The sequence below is a fragment of the Amycolatopsis sacchari genome (genome assembly GCF_900114035.1).
In the GTDB taxonomy this organism is placed as follows: domain Bacteria; phylum Actinomycetota; class Actinomycetes; order Mycobacteriales; family Pseudonocardiaceae; genus Amycolatopsis_E; species Amycolatopsis_E sacchari.
The window spans coordinates 119994-143526 of record NZ_FORP01000016.1 but is presented as its reverse complement, the minus strand read 5'-3'; the positions used below and the strand labels follow the sequence as shown (position 1 = coordinate 143526).

The following is a 23533-nucleotide window of genomic DNA, read 5'->3' as shown; positions in this document are numbered from 1 at the left end:
TCCGTTGCGTCACACACCCGGCCGCACGGCCTGCGGCACGAGCTCGTCCTCGTCGAACGACACCGAGCGGACGTGCACCGGCACGCCGGTCTGCTGGGCCTCCACTATCTTCCCACCGCCCAGGTACATCGCCACATGGTGAATCGTGTTCGGGTTCGCCGGGTCGTAGGCCCAGAACAGCAGGTCACCGGGCTGGGCGTCCCGCACGGGCAGCATGGCGCCGTCGTGGTACTGGTCGCGCGACACCCGGTCCAGCGTGATGCCCGCGGCCTCGTACGCGCGCAGCATCAGCCCGGAGCAGTCGTACGAGTTCGGCCCCGTCGCACCCCACACGTACGGCTTCCCCTGCTCCCCCAGCGCGAACGCGATCGCCGCGGCCGCCGCCCTGTTCGCCGGCAGCGCCAGGCCCACGCTCTGCCCGCAGCCGCTCATGTCGGCCACCTGGCCCTGGTCCTGCACCAGGCGCGCCGCCATCGGCTCCCAGCGGTGGTAGCGGTCGGGGAAGGCCGACCGCTCCACGTCCTGCGCCGAGTCGCCCGGCCGCTGCCCGTCCCAGTTGGGCACGGCGAGCAGCACGTCGTAGAACTTGTTGATCTGGTAGGGGATGTCCTGCAGCTGCGCCTCGGTGCCCCAGCCCATCGACGGCCGCATCTGGAAGATGCCCAGCGAGTCCCGGTCACCGAAGCTGAGGTTGCGCATGCCGGACTCGGTCATGCCCGCCTGGATCGCGATCTGCCACGCCCGCGGCGAGAGCCCGCGCTGCTTGCCGATCGCGATGATCTGCCCGATGATCCCGCGCTGCTCGGGGGTGAGCCGGTCCACCTGCCCCTGCGCGGTCTGCACGTCACCGGCGTCCGTCGGGCCGATAGCGGCGTCGCAGCTGAGGTTCCGCACCTGCGCCTGCGCCGCCTGCTGGTCGGTGACCACCTTGGCGACGACACCCGTGGTGAACACCGCCGCGAACAGCGCGGCGACCACCACCCCGACGAGCAGCCCGATCCGCATGTCAGCTCGCCTGGTCGTAGCCGGCGACGAGCCAGCCGCCCGGGGTCCGCGCGACGGTGATGCTCAGCTGGGGGCCGTCGGTGGGCACGATGACCAGCACCGAACTGGTGTAGGACTCGGTCGCCCTCGGCTCACCGGTGACCTGCTTCGCCGGGATGTTCCGCGGGTCCACAGTGGACATCTGCGCCAGGTACTCCTCGGTGGTGTACGGGCGCAGGCCGTCGAGCCACTGGGCGTTCGTGATGCCGTCCGGGTGGTTGACCCACGCCTGCGCCCACCGCTTCGCGACGTCGAGCGCCTCCGGGGCCGGTGCCGCGGACGTCGGCTGCACGAGCGGCGCCGTGAGGCGGGTCGGCAGCGTGGTGGACGACGTGCCGGGCGGCACCGCGGCGGCGGAGGACGACGACGGGTCCTTGATGCGGGCCGGGGTGACCTGGTCGCTCTGGCGCGGCCCGAGCAGCTGCGGGATGGCGATCCCGAGCCCGACGAGCAGGACCGCGACGGCGATCGCGGTCCCGGCGAGGTGCCGGGGCGAGCGGAGCGGAAAACCCCACAGGCGCCGGTACACGGCCGCGCGGCCACGGTTCGTCCTGATCGGCATCGGTCACCTCACCGCACGGCCTGGTCGGTGTCACGGACCTCGAGGCCCCGCGAAGGCCGGTACAGCACGTGCACGGGCCTGCCGCCGACGAGCTCCGGCTCCACCCGTCGCGGCCGGGCCGTGGCGACGCGGGGCGCCTGGTGCGCGGGGCGCAACCGCGAGGGCACGACCACGGCGTCGGCCTGGTCGATGTCGCGGTCGAAGACGGGAGAGGTGTCGACACGGCGGCTCGGCTGTCGCGGCGGGGCCCAGCCGGCGTCCGCGCGGCGGGTGGTGCCGGGCGGGGCGGAGTACACGTAGTCGTCCGAGCTGCCGCCTGCCGGGGCGTAACCCGGGCGCACCCCGGGCCCGCCACCGGCGGGCAAGGCGGGGCGACGGGCGTTGCCCGGCAGCGCACCGGACCACGCGGCCGCCGGGCGGTGGGCCATGGAGCCGTCGAGGCGCTCGGAGTTGGCGAAGATCGTGGCCTCCGGGCGGAACCGCCCGCCGCCGGCCGTCGCGCCGATGGGGCCGCGGGTTTCGAGGTCGCTGTCGTCGGAGTCGCGGACGTTCTGCCAGAACTCGTCCTGCGGGGTGGGGCCCTGCTTCTTGCGGAAGCGGGAGAACAGGCCGCTCGGGGCCGGGATGCCGGAACCCACCATGCCGACGGACATCTCGACCATCTGCCACAGCCGCCGCACCGGTCGTCCCACGAGGAACAGCAGCACCGTGACCAGACCCGCCATGACCATCTGCGTGAGCATCGACAGCGAGCTGCCCGCGGCGAAGATGGCCTGCAGCAACAACGCGTGCACGCCCGCGAGCACCGCGAGGACGATCAGGTTGAAGCCGACCCCGCCGAGCACCTTCGCCACGCGGCGCAGGATGTCGTGGTGCACGAGCGCGACGAGCCCGATGAGCGGCGCGGTGAGGGCGAAGAGCCGGATGAGCACCTGCGCCAGCAGGACGGACGCCTTGGCGAGCAGCTGGAACAGGGCGTAGACGAGGCTCTGGAGCAGGGCGAGGAAGCCTGCGCCGGTGCGGCTGCCGCCTTCACCCGTGAAATACGGCGTCGCCGTGCCCAGCTGGGTGGAGATGTTCTTGTACGAAGCCTTTTTCGCGTCCACCACCGCTTGGTTGGCGTCGTCGCCGTTGCGGATCTGGTCCCACGTGAAGGCCTGCGCGTCCAGCAGCGGCCTGCCGAACTGCCTCGCCTGCGTCGCGTCCGGCGCGCCGAACTCACCGCGGAGCCAGTTGTTGTAGACCACCTGCGTGTGCAGTTCGGTGGGCAGGATCTCGCGGACCACGCGATCACCCGAGTCGTCGACGAACCCAGCCTGGATGTTCGTGGTGGTCTGGACGATCGCCTTGTCGATGGGGTCGAAGTACCGCAGCATCGCGAGCGAGGACGCGGCCAGCCACACCGCCCCGAGCCCGTACAACGCGCGTTTGCTGACCGCCGCCAGGTCCCCGCGCCAGATGTTGCGGAACATCAGGATCGCCAGCAGCAACGCGGCGATGCCGAACAGCTGCGCGTAGATGTTGTTGTAGACCTTCTCGGCCCCGCTCTTCACCGCGTTGTAGATCGGGTTGAGGAGGCCGCCCTCCATCACTGTGTAGTGCAGCGAGTTCGTGGCGCCGACGAGGTTCTTGCCGATGTTGAACAGCTCGTTGCCCGCCCACGTGTCGATGGTCGAGTTCGGGCTGGTAATGCCGGACAGCGGACCGCAGTCGGTCTGGTAGACGTACCAGACCATCCCGGCGTAGCTGTAGTCCAGGTACGCGCTGCCGTTTTCCCCGTGCGTGGCGGGCGGATCGATGGCGCCGACCATGCCCGCACCCGGCCGCTCCGGCGTCGGCGCCTCCCCGCAGGCCGCGGCCGAGGCGGCCGGGGCGGTGGCCACCGCCTGGAGGCCGAGCAGCAGGGCGACCATCGTGACCGTCGCCCAGCGGCCGGGTCTTTTGCCGCGGAAGCCGCCCCTCCGGACGAATCCCTTGACCGCGTGCCACCCCCAAGCGCAGGCCAGTACGAAACCCAGCGTCAGGACCGTGGTCATGCGGCCCCCTCACGCGGCGTGGAAGCGCAAGCGTCGCTCATGCCGCGTCCCGGCCGTGACCGCCGCCGCCGCCGCGTTTGCCCGCCGTCGCGTGTTCCGCGCCGCCCGGGACGTCCTCGGCGAGGATCTGCTCCTCCGTCAGCCCGACCTCGCGCTCCGCGGCCAGCTCCAGGTCCTGCTCCAGCTCGTCGTCGGGCGGGGGTGCCGGCACGTGCGGCGCCTCCGCCTCCTCGGCCTCGCGCGACGCGCGGTTGTCGGCGGGCAGCGCGTCCTTCGAACCCGGCGTGGTGTCCATCGCCGCGCGCAGGTGTTCCAGGTGCGGCCCCGAGAAGTCCACGCGGATCCGCTCCACGCCACCGGCACCGTCACCGAAGATGAACTGGCGCGGCTCGCGGTCACGCTCCGCGTCGCGGTGCGCGCCGGGCCGCCTGCCCAGCGCCGCGACGACCTGCTCGTACCCGACGCCCACCGGCACCTTCAGCAGCCGCAACGCGTCGGCCTGCGCCTCGTCGTCGTCGAGCCTGCCGACGAACACCGAGTCCAGCAGCGCCACGAACCCCTGGATCTTCAGGAAGTCCGCCGGGATCTGCGACGACAGCAGCACGCGGACGTTCCACTTCCGCGAGTCACGCGCGAACCGGTTCATCAGCACCCGCCCCGTCGGCACCTCCGACAGGAAGAACGCCTCGTCGATCCACACGCCCTTGCGCAGGTCCTTCGGCTTCTCGTACACCGACCGCTGCGTCAGCCACGCCGCGAGGTTCAGCATCTCGACGCCGAGCGCCTCGGCGTCGGTCCAGTGCTCGCGGCCCACGCCGTCCTTCGGCAGGGTCAGGCCCGCCATCGTCAGCACCGTGAGCCGGTCGTCCCGCGTCTCCGAGTACGGGTCGGCGTCGTCCTCCGGGATGAGCAGCGACATGCGCTCCCGCATCTCGTCGAGGAAGTCCGCGACCACGACCGCGTGCTCGTGGTGCTCGCTGGAATCCCGCCGCAGCGCGTCGATCACCTGCCCCGGGTCCGCGTCGTACCGCCCGCCCACGGCACGCACCGCGCGCAGCAGCACGATGCGGCTCTGCGGCATCCGCGCCACCTCGTACGGCAGGATCCCGGTCAGCACGTCGAGGACCAACCGCCGTCGGGTCGCGCCGGCCAGCGCCCGTTCTCGCCGCCACGCCCGCTCGGGGTCGTCCTCGTCCAGGAAGTGCTCCAGCAGCGGCTCCGCCACCACCCGGTACGGGTTGAGGATGCCGGGCTGCGCGTTGAGCAGGTTGATGGGCCGCGCGTAGGGCCGGATCTCCGGCAGGTCGCACAACCTCGACAGCGGACCCGACGGGTCCAGCAGCGTCCAGTGCGCCCCCGCCCGCAACGTCTTGTAGACGATGCCGCCGCCGAGGAACGACTTACCGCCACCGAGGCCCGCGACCATCGCCGTCAGCCCGGAGCCGTCGCGGATCTCCTGCGCCATCCACGGGTCCCACGCCACCGGACGCCGCGTCGCGGTGACCGTCTCGCCCAGCAGGATGCCGCGCCGGTCACCGACCTCCGCAGTGGCCGTCGGCACCGCCGCGGCCGCCCACACCACCGAACCCCGGCGCATGTAGGCCGACGACGCCAGCGGCTCGCCCGGGATGAACTCCCGCGCCATCGCGTACTGCGCCTCCGGGTGCTCGATCGCGACCTTCGGCTTGTACAGGTCCAGCAGCTGCTGCGCCAGGCGCAGGGCCTCGCGCTCGGTCTGCCCCGACACCGCCAGCCGCCACCACGACCGCACCCGCGTCGCCAGCGCCGTGAACCCCGACGTCATCTCGTCGTCGATCTCCAGCACCCGCGACGCCTGGCGCGCCAGCGACTGCGGCGGCTCCAGCTCGTGCTCGTCGGTGTAGTGCTTGACCTGCGAGCGCACCTTGTTCATCTGGCGCTGCAGCTCACCGGCGACCTCCTCGGGCCGCCGCACGTAGATCCGCGCCGACCACTCCACCGAAGCGGGCAGCCGGTCGGCGTGCTGCACCCACGGGTCGTCGACCTCGGGGATCTGCAGGCCGTGCATCTGCCCCACCGTCAGCACCGCGACGTGCCGCGTGAGGCCGGCGTTCGAGCCGGTGCGCCCGCGCACCGTCAGCGTCGGCGCGTACGGCTCGGCGTGGAAGTCCGCGGCGTCGGTGAAGCTCGCCAGGTCCTCCGGCTCCCACTCCGTGCCCGGCACCGCCGGCAGGTTCCGCGGCGCGGGCAGGCCCAGCGAGCACGACCGGTGCATCAGCCAGGACATCTCCTCGGCGTGCACCGGACGCCCTTCCAGCCCGGAGGCGCCGACGACCTGGTCGAGGTGCTCGACCTCGGAGTCCAGCGCGGTCAGCTCCGCGTCCACCGCCTCCGGCAGGATCCTGCGCAGCAGCGGCGCGGCGCTCTCCACCGCGCGGTCCACCATCCGGCGGGTCTGCACCTGGATGCCCAGGTAGACCTCTTTCTCGGCCATCGAACGGCCCATCAGCTGCTGCTGCTCGCCGATCAGGTAGTCGTCGAAGGACAGCGCGCCCGCGACGTCCTGGGGACGGCCCACGGCGTTGTGCACGTGTGCCTCGGCCCACATCCGGATCGGGTACGGGCGGGTGGTCACGCGCAGGTGCAGCCAGCGGCCCTGCAGCTCGGCGTACTGCCCCGCGATGGCCGCGATCAGGTCGCGGCGCTGGGAGTCGGACCGGAACGACCAGCGCTGCGGCGCCAGCCGGTACCACGCGTAGACCTCGTGCCCCGTGCGGAGCAGGTGGCCGTCGATGCTGCGGGCCGCGATGGACGGGGTGTAGCTGGGAATGGCCTGTTCACCGGGCAACCGCCGGTTGCCCTGGTTCTTCTTCGCACCGGCCGAAGCGCCACGGACGGGCCGCGGCTGCCACTGGCCCGCGCCACCCGCGTCGCGCTCCTGGTCCTTCCGGCGACCGAACAACAGCTACCTCCTCGCCGGAGCAGCGCCGCGGTCACGGCGTGCTCGGGGCCTGTCAGGGCGTTTGTTCCTGGGCAACGGACGCTGCGGGCGGACCCGGAGCTTGGCGGCGGTCACGGCGCCGCCCTCCCCTCTCGTCCTCTCCCTCGGCGTGTGCAGCTCCCGCAGCCACATCGTGAACACCGCACCGAGCGGGCGCTCGTGACTGATCTTTCTCGTGATCAGTCTGGTGATCAAGATCGTTGCCACGAACGCCCACGCCGTGGAGAAGAACCCGAACCCGACGCCGAGCTGCCGTTCGACGGTCAGCACCACCAGGAACACGGCGATGCCGACACCCCAGGCGACGTACCGCGCCCGCCAGGGAAAAGTGGCCTTCGGAGGACCGAGCCAGACCGCGTCGACCCGGTAGACCTCGTCGTCGGTTCGAATCCGCACGAGAGCCCGCTCAGCCTGTGAACAGGCCGGCGATCCACTCGCCGACGTTCACGCCGAGCCCGCTCACGGCGAGGCCGACGATCGCGAGCGCGATCACGACGCCCGCCAGCCGGCGCATGACACCGGCGTTGTCGCCCTTGCCGCCGCCGAGCCAGAGCAACAGCAACGCGACGGCCAGCAGTACCAGCGGGATGATGTTGTCGAGCATCCACTGCTGGACGCCTCGGGTCTTGATCTCGCCCTGCGCCAGGTGGCTCACAAGCGTCATCATGGTCATCGCGTACTCCCGGGTGCGAGGAGTGTGGTCAGGTGGGTCACCGGGCGGGCCCACGGGCTGGAGCTTGTCCGGTCTGGTCTACATCATGATGGCGTGACTACCGGTAACGGTCAAAGTGCTCTCCGTCGTAGGCAGTCGATCCTCACCAGGCACAGTACGGCCACTCTCCCTGAACTCGTCGCCCTCCATCATCGTTGCCAGGCCGCTCAGGATTAACCCCGTCCACCCGTATGTTGCAACTGACGTGACCGGCGAGCGTTCTGCTCACTCTGGGTTCGCCCGACACGCCGTTCGACACCGGCGCGGATAGTGTGGCATGCCCTGAATGGTGGCGGCGTCGCTACCCGCCTGTGACGGGCCACGCGGAGTAGTCGATCATGGGCCGGTTGCCCGCACGCATGGTCATCTCCCCGGGGCGATCACAGTCCGTGCAGGTCAACGGCGGGAACGCGGTTCGGGGAAAACGCGCCAGCAGACCGGTCCGACTCGTCCTCAGGCCCGTGGCGCCGCGAACATCCCCGCCGGGAACGCCCCCGCGGCGACCGCCGCCCGGCTCAGCGCGCGGCCCAGTTCGTGCAGCCGCGCTGCCCGTTCGGCTCCGAGGTGCCGCCACGGCGCGACCGCCGCGGCGTTGGTCTGGTCCTCCACGCTCTGCCGCAACTGCTCACCCTGCTCGGTCAGGCCGCCTTCGGCGTCGAGGAGCCCTTCGGCCTGGAGACGCGCGCACTCGGCGTCCCACTCCTCGTCGGACCAGCCACGCGTGGCCTTCGCCGCGGCCGGGACGAAACCCTTGCCCGTGGCGGTGTGCGTGATCAACGCCGTCAACCCCCGCACGCCGTGCGCGACGAGCGCGGCGATGTGCCCGTCACCGCGGTGCTCCCGCAACAGGGTGATCGCGTGCCACAGCGCGAGGTGCGGCTCGGACGGCCAGTCGAGGTCGGCGTGCGCGGCGTAGAGCGGGCGACCTTCGGGCGTGCAAGCCTCGCTGGCGGTTCTGGCCAGCGAAGCCGCTTCGGCGACTTCATCGCTGGACACCGCTTCGCCGAGGAGACGGCGCAACACCGCGTCTGCCGCCGCGAGCCGGGTTTCGAGGACGCGCTCCGGGCTCGCGAGCTCCCAGGCCCGGGGGATGTGCTTCGCGACGAGCACGGGGTTGAAGTTGTAGAAGGTGGCCGCGACCGTGCCCGCGCCCACGGCGCCCATCGCGGCGGCGCGGCTCGCGAAGTAGCTCATCCGCCCACGCCGCAGCCCGAGCTCCGACAGCAGCTGGTCGGTCTCCGGTGCGAAGTAGACCGCCGAATGCAGCGGATCGAGGGCTCGGTGACACCGGTGGGCCAGCGTGCGGGCTTCTTCGCTCTCCACGCCGGTACCTTCCCACACGATCGGCGGAGGCGGACGAGTTGGCCTGTAAGCCGGATCCTGTACCGCTTGCGCGGCGGCGGCCATCCATCTAGGCCTGCCGTCACCGGCAGGCTCGAGCGGCCTACCCGCAGGCTCGGGCGGGCAGCCCTCGAACGCCTGCGCAGGCGCCTGTCGCCAGGCGCCCTCTTGGCCTTGCTCCGGGTGGGGTTTACCGAGCCACCCCGGTCACCCGGGGTGCTGGTGGTCTCTTACACCACCGTTTCACCCTTACCCCGGCTCGGGAGCCGGGGCGGTCTGCTTTCTGTGGCACTGTCCCGCGGGTCGCCCCGGGTTGCCGTTAGCAACCACCCTGCCCTGCGGAGTCCGGACTTTCCTCGAAGGGCGAGCACGCCCCTCGCGGCCGCCCGGCCAACTCGTCCGCGCCGATCAGGGTAACGCGCGGGCCATCGGTTAGCGTCAGCGCGTGGTCGCAGCGGGTGGGAGTCTGGTGCTGCTCGTCGCCGTTCTCGGGTTCGCGACGGCACGCCCGCGTGGCCTGCCCGAGGCGACCGTGGCCCTGCCGGCGGCCGGGCTGGTGCTGCTGCTGGGCTGGGTCTCCCCCGCCGACGCCGCCGCGCAGGCCCGCACCCTGCTGCCGACGCTCGGTTTCCTCGCGGCGATCCTCCTGCTCGCGCACCTGGCCGACCTCGACGGCGTGTTCACGTGGCTCGGCGCGCGGCTGGCCGTGGCGTGCCGGGGGAAACCGCGGCGCCTGCTGGTCCTGACCTTCGCGGCCGCCGCAGGGACGACGGCGGTGCTGAGCCTCGACGCGACGGTCGTCCTGCTCACCCCGGTCGTGCTCGCGACGGCCCGGAGGCTCGACCTGCCGCCGCGCCCGCACGTCTACGCGTGCGCCCACCTGTCCAACTCGGCGTCCACGCTGCTGCCCGTCTCGAACCTGACCAACCTGCTCGCGTTCTCGGCCTCGGGCCTGAGTTTCGCCGGGTTCAGCGCACTGATGGCCCTGCCGTGGCTGGTGACGACCGCGGTCGAGCTGGCGGTGTTCCTGCGGTTCTTCGACCTGTCGGGCAGGGCCACCGCGCCGGCGGGGGAAGTGCCGCCGGCACCGGTGTTCGCACTGGTCGTGCTGGGCGTGACGCTGGCCGGGTTCGGCCTGGCCCCACTGGTGCACGTCGAACCGGGGGTCGTCGCGGGGATCTCCGCCGTCGTGCTCGCGGCGCGGGCGCTGTCCGCACGCCGCGTGCGGGTGCCGACGTTGATCGCCGAGGCGAACCCGCTGCTGTGCCTGTTCGTGCTGGGGCTCGCGGTCGTCGTCGAGGCCGTCTCGCGGCACCTGCTGGGCGAGCCGCTGCGGGCGCTCCTGCCCGATTCGGCCGGGCTGCCGCAGCTGCTGCTCACCGCGGTCCTCGCGGCGGTGCTGGCGAACCTGGTCAACAACCTGCCCGCGACGCTGCTCCTGCTGTCGGTGCTGGGGCCGCATCCGGCGCCGGGCATCGTGCTGGCGATGCTGCTGGGCGTGAACCTCGGCCCGAACGCGACCTACCTCGGTTCGCTCGCGACGCTGCTGTGGCGGCGGGTGTTGATGTCGGCCGGGGAAACCCCGCGCTGGCGGGACTTCCTCCGCCTGGGCGCGCTCACCGTGCCCACGACGCTCGCCGCGTCGACCGTCGCACTTTGGGCCGTTCTTCAGCTCAGGTGACAGGTGTCGTTCACCAAGCGCACGGACGCGTTGCCGTCCGGGTAGAACTCGACGATCGACAGCGACGCCAGGTCCAGGTGCAGCCGGAACAGCAGGGACGGCCCCGCGTCGAGGCCCATGCGCAGCAGGGACTTGATCGGCGTCACGTGGCTCACCACGATCACCGTCCGCCCGGCGTGCGTCTCCAGCAGCTCGTCCCGGAACGCCAGCACCCGCCGGTGCACGCGCTCGAAGCTCTCGCCGCCGGGTGCGGGCACCGTGAAATCACGCAGCCAGCGGGAATGCAGCTCGGGATCGCGCTCGGCGGCCTCTTTGAAGGTGAGACCCTCCCAGTCGCCGAAGTCGGTCTCCAGGAGGCCCTGGTGCGTCTCGACGCGGCCGCCGATCGCGTCGGCGACGGCCTGCGCGGTCTGCTTCGTGCGGGTCAGCGGGGACGCGACGATCGGCACGGGACCGCCCTCGGCCACCCCCGGCAGCGCCGCGAGACGCTTCGCCGCAGCCGCGGCCTGCTGGCGGCCCAGCTCGGTCAGCGGCACGTCACCACGGCCGGAGTAGCGCCGGTCGACGGACATCTCGGTCTGCCCGTGCCGCAACAGGAGCAGGCGCGTGGGCTTGCCCTGCGCCCCCGTCCAGCGCGCGGGCGAGTTGGCGGGCGCCTCGGTGCGCTTGCCCGCCTGCGCGTCCATCGCCTCGTTCGCCAGCCGGTCGGCGTGGGAGTTCTGCGCGCGCGGCACCCATTCGTAGCTGACGCGCTCGAACCGCGCCGCCAGCTCACGGGCCTGCTCGGCGAGCGGCTGCAGCGCGGCGTGCTTGATCTTCCAGCGCCCGGACATCTGCTCGACGACGAGCTTCGAGTCCATCCTTACGTCCACAATGGACGCACCGAGCTCCGCCGCCGCGGTCAGCCCCGCGACGAGCCCGGTGTACTCGGCGACGTTGTTCGTCGTGACGCCCAGCCCCTCGGCCCGCTCGGCCAGCACGGCGCCGGTCTCGGCGTCCTTGACCACCGCGCCGTAGCCGGCGGGCCCGGGGTTGCCCCGCGAACCGCCGTCGGCCTCGACGAGCACCTTCACAGACCCGACTCCATGGTGCGCACCAGGATGGCGTCGCAGTTCTCGCACTGCACGACCTCGTCCTCGGCCGCGGCCTTGATCTCCGCGATGGTGTTGCGGTCCAGCTCCAGCTGGCACGACCCGCAGCGGCGGGCCCGCAACAGCGCGGCACCGATGCCCTTGTGGGAGCGGACGCGCTCGTAGAGGTTGAGCAGCGGCTCGGGGAAGCGCGGCAGCAGCTTCGCGCGGTCCTCCATGCGGCGGGCCTGGGTGGTGTCGAGGTCGGTGAAGGTCTCGTCACGACGGCGGGTGGCGTCGGCGAGCTCCTGCTCCGCCTTGTCGACCTCGGCGCCCGTGCGCTGCGCGTCCATCTCGACGGCCTCGCGGCGTTCCATCAGCTCCAGCAGGTCGTCCTCCAGCGCGGACTGGCGGCGCGCCAGCGTCTCCAGCTCGTGCTGGATGTCGGAGAGCTGCTTGGCCTGGATGGAGCCGGACTCCAGCAGCTTGCGGTCGCGGTCCTCGCGGGCGCGCACCGACTCGATCTCCTTCTCCTGCCGCGCGATGTCGCGGTCGAGGTCGGAGGCCACGGTCTGCGTCGCGACGAGCGCGTCGCGGCGGTTGCGGACGTTCTTCTCGGCGGCCTCGATCTCGGCCAGCTCGGGCAGGGTGCGGCGGCGGTGCTCGACGCGGGACAGCTCGGCGTCCACCTTGGCGAGGTCGAGCAGCTGACGCTGGACGGCGGGGTCTGCCTTCACTGGTTGCGCTCCCTTGAGGTTCGGATGGTCCACGGATCCGTGCGCCGGGTGGACACGTGGGTGTCGACGTTACCCGCAAACGCGCGCCGCAGGACCGCCGAGGCTTGCTCGCACCACGGCCATTCGCTCGCCCAGTGCGTGAGGCCGACCAGCGCGGGCCCGCCCGCGGCGAGGTGCTCGCCGGCGGGGTGGTGGCGCAGGTCGGCGGTCACGTAGGCGTCGACGCCGGCCTCGGTCGCGGTGGCGAGGTAGCCGTCCCCCGCCCCGCCGGACACCGCGACCGTCCTGATCGGACGGTCCGGGTCTCCCGCGCCGAGCACCCCGGGTTCGGTCTCGGGCAACGCTTCGGCGACTCGCTGCACGAAGACGGCGAACGACTCCGGCTCGGGCAGCTCCCCGATGCGGCCGATGCCGGTGCGCTCCCCCTTGGGGTCGAGCGGCCGGAGCACCCGCAGGCCGATGGCCTCGGCGAGGGCGTCCGAGACGCCCGGGTCGGCGGAGTCGGCGTTGGTGTGCGCGCAGTACAACGCGACGCCCGCGCGGATCAGGCGGTGCACGAGGCCGCCCTTCGGGGTGTCGGCGGGCACGCCGTGCACACCCCGCAACAACAGCGGGTGGTGGGCGACGATCAGCTGGACCCCCAGCTCGATCGCCTCGTCCACGGTCTCGGCGACCGGGTCGACGCACACCAGCACGCGGCGGACCTCGTCGGCCGGGTCACCGCAGACGAGCCCCACGGCGTCCCAGCTCTCGGCGAGCTCGGGCGGGTAGGCGTCCTCCAGTGCGGCGATGATCTCGGCGAGTGCGGGCATACCGGGGATCTTCGCATCCGCCGGGGAGGAGCGGGCACACTGTTCGCCGTGCCTGAACTCCACGTCTGCTTCGTCTGCTCCGGCAACATCTGCCGCTCCCCGATGGCCGCGCTCGTGTTCTCCGCGCACCTCGAACGCGAGGGGCTCGCCGGCCGGGTGCGCGTCAGCAGCGGCGGCACCGGGCCATGGCACGTCGGGGAGCCCGCGGACGCCCGGGCGGTCGCGACGCTCGAAGCGCACGGTTACGACGGTAAGCACATCGCCACGCAGGTCGGCGAAGATCACCTCGGCGCGGACCTGCTGCTGGCCGCCGACGCGGGGCACCTCCGTGACCTGCGGCGCGAGCTCGACGACCCCTCCCGCGTGCGGCTGCTACGCTCCTTCGACCCGACGGCCCCCGAAGGCGCGGAGGTGCCCGACCCGTACTACGGCGGTGACGAGGGGTTCGAGGAGGTCCTGGCCATGATCGAGCGCACGATGCCGGGCCTGCTCGAGTGGGTACGGGCCGAACTGCACCGCGCCTGACCGCGATTCGCCCGATCCGGCAGGATCAGACCCACCTGCTCGATTGACCGCACGGGCACCTGGGCACACTGCACGCGTGAACGCGCGCGAAGCGGTCGAGCGACTGTACGGCGGCGAGGTGACCGGGGTCCGCCGCGCGGGCGGGGCGATCTTCCTGGTCAGCCTGGCGAGCGGGGAAGCCGTCATCGCCAAGGAGGGCGTCGGGCCCGGGGCGACGGCGGCGGAGGCCGCCGGGCTGCGCTGGCTCGGCGAGCACGGCGACCTGCCCACGCCCCGGGTGCACGGCCACGACGACCAGTGGCTCGTCATGCAGTACGTGCCACCAGGCCCGCCGACGCCGGAAGCCGCAGAGGCCTTCGGCCGCAACCTGGCGGCGCTGCACCAGCGTGGCGCCGAGGCGTTCGGCTGCCCACCGCCCGGCGGCCCCGCCGACGCGTGGATGGGTGTCGCACCCATGCGCAACGAGGCGAGCCCCGACTGGCCGACGTTCTACGCCCGGCACCGCGTCCTGCCCTACGTGCGGGACTGCGTGGACCAGGGCCTGTTCACGCAGGACGAGGCGGAGCTGTTCGAGAAGCTGTGTGACCGCCTCGGTGACCTGGCACCCGCCGAGCCGCCGGCCCGCATCCACGGCGACCTGTGGAGCGGCAACGTGCACTGGGCCGCGGACGGCGTGTGGCTGATCGACCCGGCCGCGCACGGCGGGCACCGCGAGGGCGACCTCGCGATGCTGCAGCTGTTCGGCACGTCACAGCTCCAGACCATCCTCGGCGCGTACGCGGAAGGCGCGCAGGACCAGGGCGTCCCGCTGGCCGACGGCTGGCGCGACCGCGTGCCGCTGCACCAGCTGTTCCCGCTGCTCATGCACGCCGCGGTGTTCGGCGGCGGCTACGCCCGCCAGGCGCTGTCGGCGGCCCGGGCCTGCTTGCGCTGAACCACCGGGGCTACCGTGGGACCGTGCGGTGGAAGGTTCTGCTCAGGCCCAGCTGGCTCGCCCTCGTGGCGGGCGTGCTGATTTTCGCTTTCGCCTGCTTCTGGCTGCTCTCACCGTGGCAGTTCAACCGCAACTCCGAACGCGAAGCCCAGAACGCCGCCGTGCAGCACTCGATGACCGCTGAGCCGAAACCGCTGGACACCGTGCTCGCGCCGGGCGTGGCACCGGACCGGAACACCGAGTGGACGCGCGTCACGATCACCGGGACGTACCTGCCGGAGGACGAGGTGGTGGCTCGCCTGCGCACCGTCCAGGGCGAGCCCGCGTTCGAGGTGCTGACCCCGTTCCGCACCACCACCGGCGAGGTCGTGCTGATCGACCGCGGCTACGTCCAGCCCGGTGAGCACAACTCCGTCCCGCCCTACGCCGCGCCGCCCGCCGGCACGGTCGAGGTCGTCGCGCGCGTCCGGCAGGACGAGACCGACCCCAAGAACCGTGACGCGTTCGCCGACGCCTCCACCGGCGGGAAGCTGCAGAGCTACGTGGTGGACTCGCGGGTGGTGGCGCGGTCGAGTGGGCTGCCGATCCGGCCGGGGTACTTCCAGCTCGACCAGAACGCGCCCGGTGTGCTCAACGCGCTGCCGTTGCCACAGCTCGACGCGGGGCCGTTCTTCTCCTACGCCCTGCAGTGGATCGCGTTCGGCGTGATGGCGCTGGGCGGGCTCGCGTACTTCACCATCCGGGAGCTGAAGCCCGGTGGGGTGCTCGCCGAGATGGGTGAGCGTCAAAAGGAGAAGAAGGCCCGCAAGCGCAAGTCCGTGGCCGAAATTCTGGCCGAAGACGAAGCTAGGGACGCCGCCGAAGGCCGGTCAGAAGAGCCAGCACGGCAGAACTGACCGCGGTCAGCAGCCCCACCACCCGGGAAAGCTCCACGGCGCGCGTCACGTGGCCCGCGTCGGGGTTGCGGCCGTCACCCAGCACCGGCAGCTCGCGCACACCCTGCGGGTACACCGCCCGCCCGCCGAGGCGGATTTCCAGCGCCCCCGCGAAAGCCGCCTCGATCCGGCCCGCGTTCGGGCTGGGGTGGGCGATCGTGTCCCGCCGCCACGCCCGCCAGGCACCCTTGGCCGAGCCGCCGACCACCGGGGCGCCGGTCACGGTCAGCGCGGCGGCGATGCGCGTCGGCACGAGCTTGACCAGTTCGGCGAGCCGCGTCCCGCGCAGCGCGCTGAGCACCCGCGACACGACGAGCCCGGGGATTCCGGCGACCGCGCCCCAGAACATCGGCCCCACCACGGCGTCGGAAGTGTGCTGCGCGACGGACTCGACCGACGCCCGCGACAGCCCGATGACGTCGAGCGACTGCGTGGAGCGCTCGTCGAGGGCGGCGAGCGTGGTCCGCGCCGCGTCGAGTTCGCCTTCTTCGAGGTCCCGGGCGAGCGCCGTGCCGTCGGCGGCGAGCCCGGCTCCCCCGAGCACCGCCCACGTCGCGACGGCCGTGCCGACCGCCTGCCACACCGGGCTCCGGCGCGTGACGCGCTCGGCCGCGACACCGGCGACCACGAGACCACCGACGAGACCGGCGGCGTAGCCCGGTTTCCGGTCCAGCGTGCGCAGCGCCCCGCGCAACGGTTCGCCACCGATCACGCCGTCCGCGGCCGCCCCCAGCAGCAGCCCGACCGCCCGCGCCGCACTCACGCCGTGCCCCCCTTGTCGACTTACCGGGGGGAGGTTACTCGAACTGCTCGGCGACCTCGTCGCGCGCCTGTTCCATGATGCCGCGCATGGCCTCCTCGGCCTCCTCGGCGTCCCCGCCGTCCACGGCGAGCGCCACGCGGACGTGCAGCGCGACGGCTTCGGGCTGGGGTTCCGGCGGCATCAGGCCGTGCTCGGTGCGGCCGGTGAGCACCTGGGCCACGACGTCGGAGAGCTGGCAGAACATCGGGTTCGCCGACGCGGCCAGCACGACGTGGTGGAACGCGATGTCGTGCCGCAGGAAGGTTTCGAGGTCGCGGGCCTTGGCCGTGCTCTGCAACCGGCTGGCGAGCGCCCGCAGCCTGCCGCGGTCCTCGGGGGTGGCCCGCAACGCGGCGAAGCGGGCGGCGGTGGGTTCGACGGCCCAGCGCAGCTCCATCAGCATCCGCAGCGCCTGCTCGCGGCTCGCGCCGTCGAGCTGCCAGCCGATCAGGCGCGGGTCGAAGTGGTTCCAGTCCGCCGGGTCCCGCACGGTGATGCCGACGCGGCGTTTGCTGCTCGTCAGGCGCATGACTTCCAGCGCCCGCACCACTTCCCGCGCGACGGTGCGTGACGCGCCGTACTCCTCCTGCAACTGTTCGAGGCGCAGCACGGTGCCGGGCGGGATTTCCCCCGACGCGATGGCGGTACCCAGTTCGTCGAGCACACGCGCGTGCCTGCCGTCAGCCACGATGTGACCGTATACCACTGATTCGATTAAGTAGTACCTTTCGCATCAATAAGTAGTACCTTTGTGGTGCAGTACACGAGATACCGTCACGCGGAGCGTGTCCACCAGGGGTGGTGGTCGGGCTGGCGGGCGGGCGGAGTCGGAGGACGAAATGACCGTCATCGTCGTGATGGGAGTGGCCGGGTCCGGCAAGACGACCATCGGCGGTGAGCTGGCGCGACGGCTCGGCGTCGAATACGCCGAGGCCGACGCGTTCCACCCCCAGGCGAACATCGACAAGATGTCCTCCGGCCACCCGCTCACGGACGAGGACCGCAGGCCCTGGCTGCACGCCATCGCCGACTGGATCCGCGCACACCAGGAGACCGGCGGCGTGGTGTCGTCGTCGGCGCTCAAACGCCGTTACCGCGACGTGCTGCGCGGCGGCGGGGACGTCTGGTTCCTCCACCTGAACGGGCCGCGGGAGCTGATCGCCGAGCGCATGAAGAGCCGGTCGGGGCACTTCATGCCGGTGTCGCTGCTCGACTCCCAGCTCGCCGACCTCGAACCACTGGAAACCGACGAGCGCGGGCTCGTGGCGGACATCAGCAGGCCGCCCGGGGACATCGTGGCCGCCGCGCTCGACGCACTGGCAAAGGAGCCGAAGGAATGACACTGGCCGCCGCGTGGACCGGGCACGACACCCGGTTGATCGTCGCGACACTCGTGGCGATCGCGCTGATCGTGGTGCTGATCAGCAAGTTCAAACTGCACGCCTTCCTCGCGTTGATCCTCGGGTCGGGCGCGCTCGGGCTGATCGCCGGGATGCCGGTCGACAAGTTGCTGAAGAGCTTTTCCAGCGGGGTGGGCTCGACGGTCGCCTCCGTCGGCGTGCTCATCGCGCTCGGCGCGATGATCGGCAAGCTGCTCGCGGATTCCGGTGGGGCGGAACAGATCGTGGACACGATCGTCTCGCGGGCCGGGCGCCGCACGCTGCCGTGGGCCATGGCGCTGGTGGCCGCGTTGATCGGCCTGCCGATGTTCTTCGAGATCGGGCTGGTGCTGCTGATCCCGATCGTGCTGCTCGTGGTCAAGCGCACCGGACGGCCGCTGATGCTGGTCGGCATTCCGGCGCTGGCCGGGCTTTCCGTGCTGCACGGCCTGGTCCCGCCGCACCCCGGCCCGCTCGCGGCGGCCGGCGCGCTGAACGCGAACATCGGCATCGTGCTGGCCTTCGGCCTGGTCGTGGCGATCCCGACGGTGATCATCGCGGGCCCGCTCTTCGGCATGCTCGCGGCGCGGTGGGTGCCGAACGCGGCCCCGCCGGACCACCTCGTGCCCGCGCGCGAGGAGTCCGGGGACGTCCGGCGCCCCAGCTTCGGGGCGACGCTGAGCACGGTGCTGCTGCCCGTCGTGCTGATGCTGGCGAAAGCGCTTTCCGACATCCTCGCGTCGAGCGGCAGCGAGGTCCGGCGCGTGCTGGACTTCATCGGTGACCCGCTCGTCGCGCTGCTGCTGACGGTGTTGCTGGGCATGTTCACGCTCGGCCGCGCCGCGGGCTTCACGCGCGACAAGCTGTCCACCACGGTGGGCGACTCGCTCGGGCCGATCGCCGGGATCATCCTGATCGTCGCCGCGGGCGGCGGGTTCAAGCAGACGCTCGTCGACGCCGGGGTGGGCAACGTGATCACCCAGCTCGCGACGGGCGCGTCGATCCCGGCGCTGCTGCTGGGCTGGCTCGTCGCGGTGGCCATCCGCCTCGCGACGGGTTCCGCGACGGTCGCCACCGTGTCGGCGGCGGGCATCGTGGCCCCGCTGGCGGCCACCCTGGACCCGACGCACGCGGCGCTCCTGGTGCTCGCCATCGGCGCGGGCTCGCTGTTCTTCTCCCACGTCAACGACGCCGGCTTCTGGCTGGTGAAGGAGTACTTCGGCCTTTCGGTGGGCCAGACCATCAAGAGCTGGTCGGTGATGGAGACGGTGATCTCGGTGGTGGCGATCGCGATCCTGCTGCCGCTGGGCGCGATCCTGTGAGCGGGGCGGTTCGCCGCCCCACCGCTCACCGCGACGCAGCGCCGCCCGCGCTCCCCCGTCGAGTCGCCGTCGTGTACGCGACGTTCGCCACCACGACCACCGCGAAGACCGCGCCCGGCACGACGTGCCCCGTCACGCAGAGCGCCGCCACGGCCGCACCGAAGACCACGGCCTTCACCAGCAGCACCCCGGCGAGCGGCAGGCCGAAGGTGGCGCGGGGCGCGGCGAACAGGCTCCACACGATCGCCGCCACCACGGGTGTCCCGATGCCCAGCAGGAGCTTCGCCGGCAGGCCGCCGCCCGTCTCGAAACCCCAGTACGCCAGCGCGGCGAGGGCCAGTAGTTCCAGCAGGAACGCCAGGCCTTCGTTGACGAGCTTCATCCCGCGTAGGCCCAGGCTTCCAGCATCACGCGGGCGATCGAGGAGTTGCCCGGCAGCAGCAACGTCGAGCCGCCGTCGCCGATCGGCGTGGGCGCACCGCCGCTCTCGAACGCCGCGCGGACGTCCGCGCGCGACACCCACAGCGCCTCTTCGATCTCGCCCTCCGCCGGGCGCAGCGGCTGCGACGAGTCCGCGCGGGCCGCGAAACCGAGCATGATCGACCGCGGGAACGGCCACGGCTGGCTGCCCAGGTAGCGCACCTGGTCGACCTCGATCCCGGCTTCCTCGCGGATTTCCCGCGTCACGCAGCCTTCCAGCGACTCCCCCGCCTCGACGAAACCCGCGAGCACCGAGTACCGGCCCTTCGGCCAGACCGGTTGCCGCGCGAGGAGGACCCGCTCGCCGTTGACGCCGGCCTCGTCGTGCACCAGGCAGATGATCGCCGGGTCCGTGCGCGGGTACTCCTCGTGCCCGGACGCCTCGCACCGCGTCGCCCAGCCGAACTGCGCGGGGTGCACCGGACTGCCGTCCCGCACGCAGAACCGCGCCCGGTGGTGCCAGTTCCGCAGCGCCTGCGCGGTGGTGAACAGCCCCGCCGCGGTGTCGTCGAGCTGGTCGCCGTAACCCCGCAGGTCCACCCACAGCTCGCCGTCGGCCAGCGGGACCTGCTCGACGATGCCCCAGCTGCCGGGCGCCTCGACCAGCTCCGGCTCACCGGCCGGCTCGCCGGGCAGCGTCCAGTAGTCGACGCCCTGCCACTCCCCGAGGAACATCGCGTCGTCGGGCGGGGCGTCGCCGAAGGAAATCGCTTTCCGGGTGGCGAGAACGCTTTCCCCTTGCCTGACCGGCGTCCGCCCCTGCCGGTTGACCAGCAGGACCTCCGCCTGGGGCCAGCGGGCCAGCAGCCTTTCCGGGTTGGTGCGCAAGGTCTCCTGACGGTCCACAGTGGACCGAGACAGGGTGGGGAGCTTGCCGAGCGAGAACGGGACCGTCATGACTCCGCGGGCTCTCCCACGGTGAACCCACCCAGCGCGGCCAGCCGTGGCGCGAGGCTTTCCGCGTCCCCGACGACGACGCCGGTGAACCGGGTCGGCGCGAAGAAGTCGAGCGCGGCCTGCGCCACCTCGTCCACCGTCACCGCCGCGAGCCGCGCCGGGTGCTCGGCCAGCCACTCGGCCCCGAGCCCGCTCGCCGCGAGCGCCGACAGCTGGCTGGCCAGTCCCGCCTGGGAAGCCGTGGAGGTGAGCAGCGAACCCACGGCGTACTGCCGCACCGACTCGACCTCCTCGGCGGTCGGCGGGACGAGCGCGAGCCTGCCCAGCTCGTAGAAGGTCTCCAGGACAGCCGCGGCCGTCACCTCGTTCGCGGTGTCCGCGTCCACGCCGACCGTCGCCGTCGACCCGGTGAACTCGAAACCGGAGTGCGCGCCGTAGGTGTAGCCCTTGTCCTCGCGGATGTTCTCCACCAGCCGGGAGGAGAAGTACCCGCCGTAGGTCAGGTTCGCCAGCTGCAGCGCCGGGTACCGCGCGTCGGTGCGGGGCAGCGCCTGCGCGATGAGCCGGATCTGCGACTGCACCGCACCCGCCCTCGGCACCAGCAGCACGTCCCCGCCGGTCAGCACCGGCAGCTCGGGCAGCACGGACGCGCTCGCGTCGGCGCGCCAGCCGCCGAGCGCCTCGTCCAGCTGCCGCACCGCCTCGTCCGGCTCGACGTCGCCGACGAGGACCAGCACCGAACCACGCGGGAGCACGGCACGGGCGTGCAGCGCGCGCACCGCGTCCGGCGTCACCTTCGCGACGTCCTCCGCCTCCGGCATCTCCCGCGTCACCGGGTGGTCGCCGTAGACGTGCTTGAGCAGCGCCTCGCGCGCGATCACGCGGGGCTGGGTGCGCGACACCGCGAGCCGCTCGACCAGCCGCGCGGACTCCCTGCCGACCTCTTCGTCCACATAGGACGCCGAGGTGAGCACGTCCGCCAGCACGTCGAGCAGGACCGGCAGCCCCGACGCGAGCGCGTTGCCGTTGATCGACAGGCGCTCCGGGTCGACGCTCGTCCCCAGCTCACCGCCGATCAGCGCGAGATCCGTGTCGATCCGGATCCGGTCGCGCCGCGCCGTGCCCGCCAGCATCGTTTCGGCGAGCACCTCGGCCGTCGCCGCGTGCAGCGCGTCCTCCCCGGCGAACGGGATGCGCAGCCGCAGCTCGACCAGCGGCACGTTGGCCTTGCGCACCACGAGCACGCGCAGCCCGTTGGCGAGCGTCGTGTCCACATGCGACAGGTCGGCGGCCGCGCGCTGGTCGCCCAGCTCCGGCACCGGCCGCGGGCCCCTCGGCGTCCGGCCGATCTCCGCCGCGTCGCGATGGGTCGCTGTGCTCACTTGCTCTCCTCCGTGTTGGGCTCGACCAGCAGGACCGCGCGCGAGTCGGGGCGCAGCGCCTTCGCCGCCGCCGACACGTCCGCCGCGGTGATCGCGGCCATCCGGTCGGCCAGCCGGTACATCAGTGACGGGTCGCCGTAGAGCAGCTCGAACGAGCCGAGCCCGAGCGTGCGGGACACCAGCCGGTCGTGCTCGGAGTGCAGGCTCGCCGCCCAGCGCGCGGTGACCTTCTTCAGCTCCTGCTCGTCGGGCGGGGTGGACGCGAGCTTCTCCAGCTCCTCGTCGATCGCCGACAGGACGCGCTCCGGCGTGACCTCGCCGGGGTGGATCGCGGTGATCGAGAACGTGTCAGGGTCACGTGCCTCGAAGGGGCCGAACAGCCCGGCCCCTGCGCCGATGTCGGTGACCAGCGGCTCGCGGTGCACGAGGCGCTGCTGCAGGCGCGAGCCGTCGCCGTCGGTGAGGACCCCGGCGAGCACGAGGTTCGCGAGGTAGCCGTCCAGCTCGTTGACCGGGTCGGGCATGCGGTAGCCGATGGCGAGCGCGGGCAGCGGCGCGTGCGGGTCGACGTGGTGACCCCGCACCTCGCCCGCGGGCGGCGGCTCGGCGAACGAGCGCTTCGGCGGGGCCGGCCGGTGCGGCACGTCGCCGAAGTGCTTCTCGATCAGCTCGCGCGCCCTGTCCGGCTCGAAGTCGCCCGCGACGGTGAGCACGGCGTTCGCCGGGGAGTAGTAGGTGTCGAAGAAGGCGGCGCAGTCGTCGAGGCTCGCCTGTTCGAGGTCGGTGAAGTCGCCGTAACCGTTGTGCGCGTTGGGGAACGTCTGGTACAGCACCGGCGGCAGGAGGATCCACGGGAACCCGCCGTACGGGCGGTTCAGCACGTTGAGCCGGATCTCCTCCTTGACCACGTCGATCTGGTTGGCCAGGTTCTCGCGCGTCAGCTTGGGCGCGCGCATCCGGTCGGCTTCGAGGAACAGCGCGCGCTCCAGCGCCGCGGAGGGCAGCACCTCGTAGTAGTCGGTGTAGTCGGGGTGCGTCGAGCCGTTGAACGTCCCGCCGCTGGACTGCACGATCTTGAAGTGCGCGAGCTTCTCCAGGCTCTCGCTGCCCTGGAACATCAGGTGCTCGAACAGGTGCGCGAACCCGGTGCGCCCCTCCGGCTCCGAGCGGAAGCCGACGTCGTAGTGCACGGAGACACCGACCACCGGCGCGGTCGGGTCAGGCGCCAGCACGACGCGCAGACCGTTGTCCAGGGTGAAGCGCGAGTTCTCGGGCATGCGGCCACTGTACGGCCAACCGGGCTGCGCCGGTCGGCGGATCACCGGGCGAGCAGGCGGGCGATGGCGTCGGTGACTTCGGCGGCGAGCGCGGCGTCCACGGGCGCGTGGTGGTGCAGCAGCCGGTACCACATCGTGCCGAAGGCGAAGTCGACGACGAGCGGCAGCGCGACGTTCTCGGCGAGCACGCCGGACTCGACACCCCGGCGCAGCAACGCCTCCAGCGCGGCGCGGCGGGGCGCGATCACCGTGTCCTGCAGGCGGCGGGACAGCTCCGGGTCGTCCTGGGCGTCGGCGAGCAGCCCGACCAGCGCCTTCCCGGTGATCTCGTGCGTCAGGTCGAACGTCACGGCCAGCAGGTTCCGCACGTCGCGCAGGGTGTCGCCCGTTTCGGCGAGGCGGCTGCCCAGTGCGCGCTCCCGCAGGTCGATCAGCGCGTCCAGCAGCACCTGGGCCTTGTCCGGCCACCAGCGGTAGACGGTCTGCCTGCCCACGCCGGCCTCGTCGGCGAGCGTCTTGATCGTCAGCTGCCGGTAGCCGTCGCGCTCGCACAGGCGCAGCGCGGTGTCGAGGATCGCGCGCCTGGCTTCCTCGCTCCTGGGGCGTCCTCGCATCACGGCGGCCA

Annotated in this window: 23 protein-coding genes and 1 other RNA gene; 6 read left to right on the top strand and 18 right to left on the bottom strand. The window is 72.2% G+C overall.

Annotated features, from left to right (window positions below):
* Positions 1–9: 9 nt before the first annotated feature.
* The 8 genes from BMZ92_RS24730 to rnpB form a co-directional block, all read right to left on the bottom strand.
* Complete coding sequence (locus BMZ92_RS24730) at positions 10–1005, bottom strand: C40 family peptidase (RefSeq protein ID WP_091511972.1); 996 nt, start codon at positions 1003–1005, stop codon at positions 10–12.
* A gap of 1 nt (position 1006) precedes the next feature.
* Entirely contained in the window at positions 1007–1606 is a 600-nt protein-coding gene (locus tag BMZ92_RS24725) for a hypothetical protein (protein ID WP_091511971.1), read from the bottom strand.
* Positions 1607–1614: 8 nt separating this feature from the next.
* Complete coding sequence (locus BMZ92_RS24720) at positions 1615–3642, bottom strand: hypothetical protein (protein WP_091511968.1); 2028 nt, start codon at positions 3640–3642, stop codon at positions 1615–1617.
* A 37-nt stretch (positions 3643–3679) separates the two neighbouring features.
* Complete coding sequence (locus tag BMZ92_RS24715; protein WP_091511965.1) at positions 3680–6583, bottom strand: ATP-binding protein; 2904 nt, start codon at positions 6581–6583, stop codon at positions 3680–3682.
* A gap of 3 nt (positions 6584–6586) precedes the next feature.
* A complete protein-coding gene (locus BMZ92_RS24710) occupies positions 6587–7018 on the bottom strand; it encodes a hypothetical protein (RefSeq protein ID WP_091511963.1) in 432 nt (143 codons plus the stop codon).
* Between the two features lie 10 nt (positions 7019–7028).
* On the bottom strand, positions 7029–7295 hold the full coding sequence (locus BMZ92_RS24705; RefSeq protein WP_091511960.1) for a hypothetical protein: 267 nt from the start codon (positions 7293–7295) through the stop codon (positions 7029–7031).
* 492 nt (positions 7296–7787) lie between these two features.
* Complete coding sequence (locus BMZ92_RS24700) at positions 7788–8657, bottom strand: SCO6745 family protein (protein WP_091511957.1); 870 nt, start codon at positions 8655–8657, stop codon at positions 7788–7790.
* A gap of 30 nt (positions 8658–8687) precedes the next feature.
* Positions 8688–9073: RNase P RNA component class A (rnpB, locus tag BMZ92_RS24695), an RNA gene on the bottom strand.
* Between the two features lie 47 nt (positions 9074–9120).
* Between rnpB and BMZ92_RS24690 the strand changes: the two genes are divergently transcribed.
* Complete coding sequence (locus tag BMZ92_RS24690) at positions 9121–10356, top strand: SLC13 family permease (RefSeq protein WP_091511956.1); 1236 nt, start codon at positions 9121–9123, stop codon at positions 10354–10356.
* On the opposite strand, the gene BMZ92_RS24685 is transcribed toward BMZ92_RS24690, so the two are convergent.
* Genes BMZ92_RS24685 through BMZ92_RS24675 form a run of 3 tightly spaced genes read right to left on the bottom strand, consistent with a single transcriptional unit; the run spans position 10344 to position 12975 of the window.
* Complete coding sequence (locus BMZ92_RS24685) at positions 10344–11423, bottom strand: bifunctional RNase H/acid phosphatase (RefSeq protein WP_091512055.1); 1080 nt, start codon at positions 11421–11423, stop codon at positions 10344–10346. The two genes, BMZ92_RS24690 and BMZ92_RS24685, sit on opposite strands and share 13 nt — an antisense overlap.
* A 2-nt stretch (positions 11424–11425) precedes the next feature.
* Complete coding sequence (locus tag BMZ92_RS24680) at positions 11426–12163, bottom strand: zinc ribbon domain-containing protein (protein WP_091511953.1); 738 nt, start codon at positions 12161–12163, stop codon at positions 11426–11428.
* On the bottom strand, positions 12160–12975 hold the full coding sequence (locus BMZ92_RS24675) for a Nif3-like dinuclear metal center hexameric protein (protein WP_091511950.1): 816 nt from the start codon (positions 12973–12975) through the stop codon (positions 12160–12162). The genes BMZ92_RS24680 and BMZ92_RS24675 overlap by 4 nt, the downstream gene beginning before the upstream one ends.
* 48 nt (positions 12976–13023) lie before the next feature.
* On the opposite strand from BMZ92_RS24675, the gene BMZ92_RS24670 reads away from it, so the two are divergent.
* The 3 genes from BMZ92_RS24670 to BMZ92_RS24660 all read left to right on the top strand — a co-directional run bounded on the left by BMZ92_RS24670 (position 13024) and on the right by BMZ92_RS24660 (position 15330).
* The gene (locus tag BMZ92_RS24670; RefSeq protein WP_281245212.1) at positions 13024–13500 is read left to right on the top strand and encodes a low molecular weight protein-tyrosine-phosphatase; all 477 of its coding nucleotides are present in this window, start codon (positions 13024–13026) and stop codon (positions 13498–13500) included.
* A 76-nt stretch (positions 13501–13576) separates the two neighbouring features.
* Positions 13577–14434, top strand: coding sequence for a fructosamine kinase family protein (locus BMZ92_RS24665; protein WP_091511948.1), 858 nt, complete (start codon positions 13577–13579; stop codon positions 14432–14434).
* A gap of 23 nt (positions 14435–14457) precedes the next feature.
* Positions 14458–15330, top strand: coding sequence for an SURF1 family cytochrome oxidase biogenesis protein (locus BMZ92_RS24660; RefSeq protein ID WP_091511946.1), 873 nt, complete (start codon positions 14458–14460; stop codon positions 15328–15330).
* Here the strand turns inward: BMZ92_RS24660 and BMZ92_RS24655 are convergent.
* Positions 15281–16132, bottom strand: a complete 852-nt coding sequence (locus BMZ92_RS24655) for a cobalamin biosynthesis protein CobD/CbiB (RefSeq protein ID WP_091511944.1) — start codon at positions 16130–16132, stop codon at positions 15281–15283. The genes BMZ92_RS24660 and BMZ92_RS24655 overlap by 50 nt on opposite strands.
* A 34-nt stretch (positions 16133–16166) precedes the next feature.
* A complete protein-coding gene (locus tag BMZ92_RS24650; protein WP_245783225.1) occupies positions 16167–16859 on the bottom strand; it encodes a FadR/GntR family transcriptional regulator in 693 nt (230 codons plus the stop codon).
* A gap of 151 nt (positions 16860–17010) precedes the next feature.
* Between BMZ92_RS24650 and BMZ92_RS24645 the strand changes: the two genes are divergently transcribed.
* Positions 17011–17511 (top strand): gluconokinase, encoded by a 501-nt coding sequence (locus BMZ92_RS24645; RefSeq protein ID WP_091511941.1) that lies wholly within the window; start codon positions 17011–17013, stop codon positions 17509–17511.
* A complete protein-coding gene (locus tag BMZ92_RS24640) occupies positions 17508–18872 on the top strand; it encodes a GntT/GntP/DsdX family permease (RefSeq protein ID WP_091511940.1) in 1365 nt (454 codons plus the stop codon). The genes BMZ92_RS24645 and BMZ92_RS24640 overlap by 4 nt, the downstream gene beginning before the upstream one ends.
* Before the next feature lie 25 nt (positions 18873–18897).
* Here BMZ92_RS24640 and BMZ92_RS24635 read toward each other — a convergent pair whose 3' ends face one another.
* Genes BMZ92_RS24635 through BMZ92_RS24615 form a run of 5 tightly spaced genes read right to left on the bottom strand, consistent with a single transcriptional unit; the run spans position 18898 to position 23522 of the window.
* Entirely contained in the window at positions 18898–19254 is a 357-nt protein-coding gene (locus tag BMZ92_RS24635) for a YrdB family protein (protein WP_177228855.1), read from the bottom strand.
* A complete protein-coding gene (gene nudC / locus BMZ92_RS24630) occupies positions 19251–20249 on the bottom strand; it encodes an NAD(+) diphosphatase (RefSeq protein WP_091511936.1) in 999 nt (332 codons plus the stop codon). The genes BMZ92_RS24635 and nudC overlap by 4 nt, the downstream gene beginning before the upstream one ends.
* Entirely contained in the window at positions 20246–21631 is a 1386-nt protein-coding gene (locus BMZ92_RS24625; protein WP_091511933.1) for a M16 family metallopeptidase, read from the bottom strand. The genes nudC and BMZ92_RS24625 overlap by 4 nt, the downstream gene beginning before the upstream one ends.
* On the bottom strand, positions 21628–22908 hold the full coding sequence (locus BMZ92_RS24620) for a M16 family metallopeptidase (protein ID WP_091511930.1): 1281 nt from the start codon (positions 22906–22908) through the stop codon (positions 21628–21630). The genes BMZ92_RS24625 and BMZ92_RS24620 overlap by 4 nt, the downstream gene beginning before the upstream one ends.
* A gap of 41 nt (positions 22909–22949) precedes the next feature.
* The gene (locus tag BMZ92_RS24615; RefSeq protein WP_091512045.1) at positions 22950–23522 is read right to left on the bottom strand and encodes a TetR/AcrR family transcriptional regulator; all 573 of its coding nucleotides are present in this window, start codon (positions 23520–23522) and stop codon (positions 22950–22952) included.
* Positions 23523–23533 lie beyond the last annotated feature (11 nt).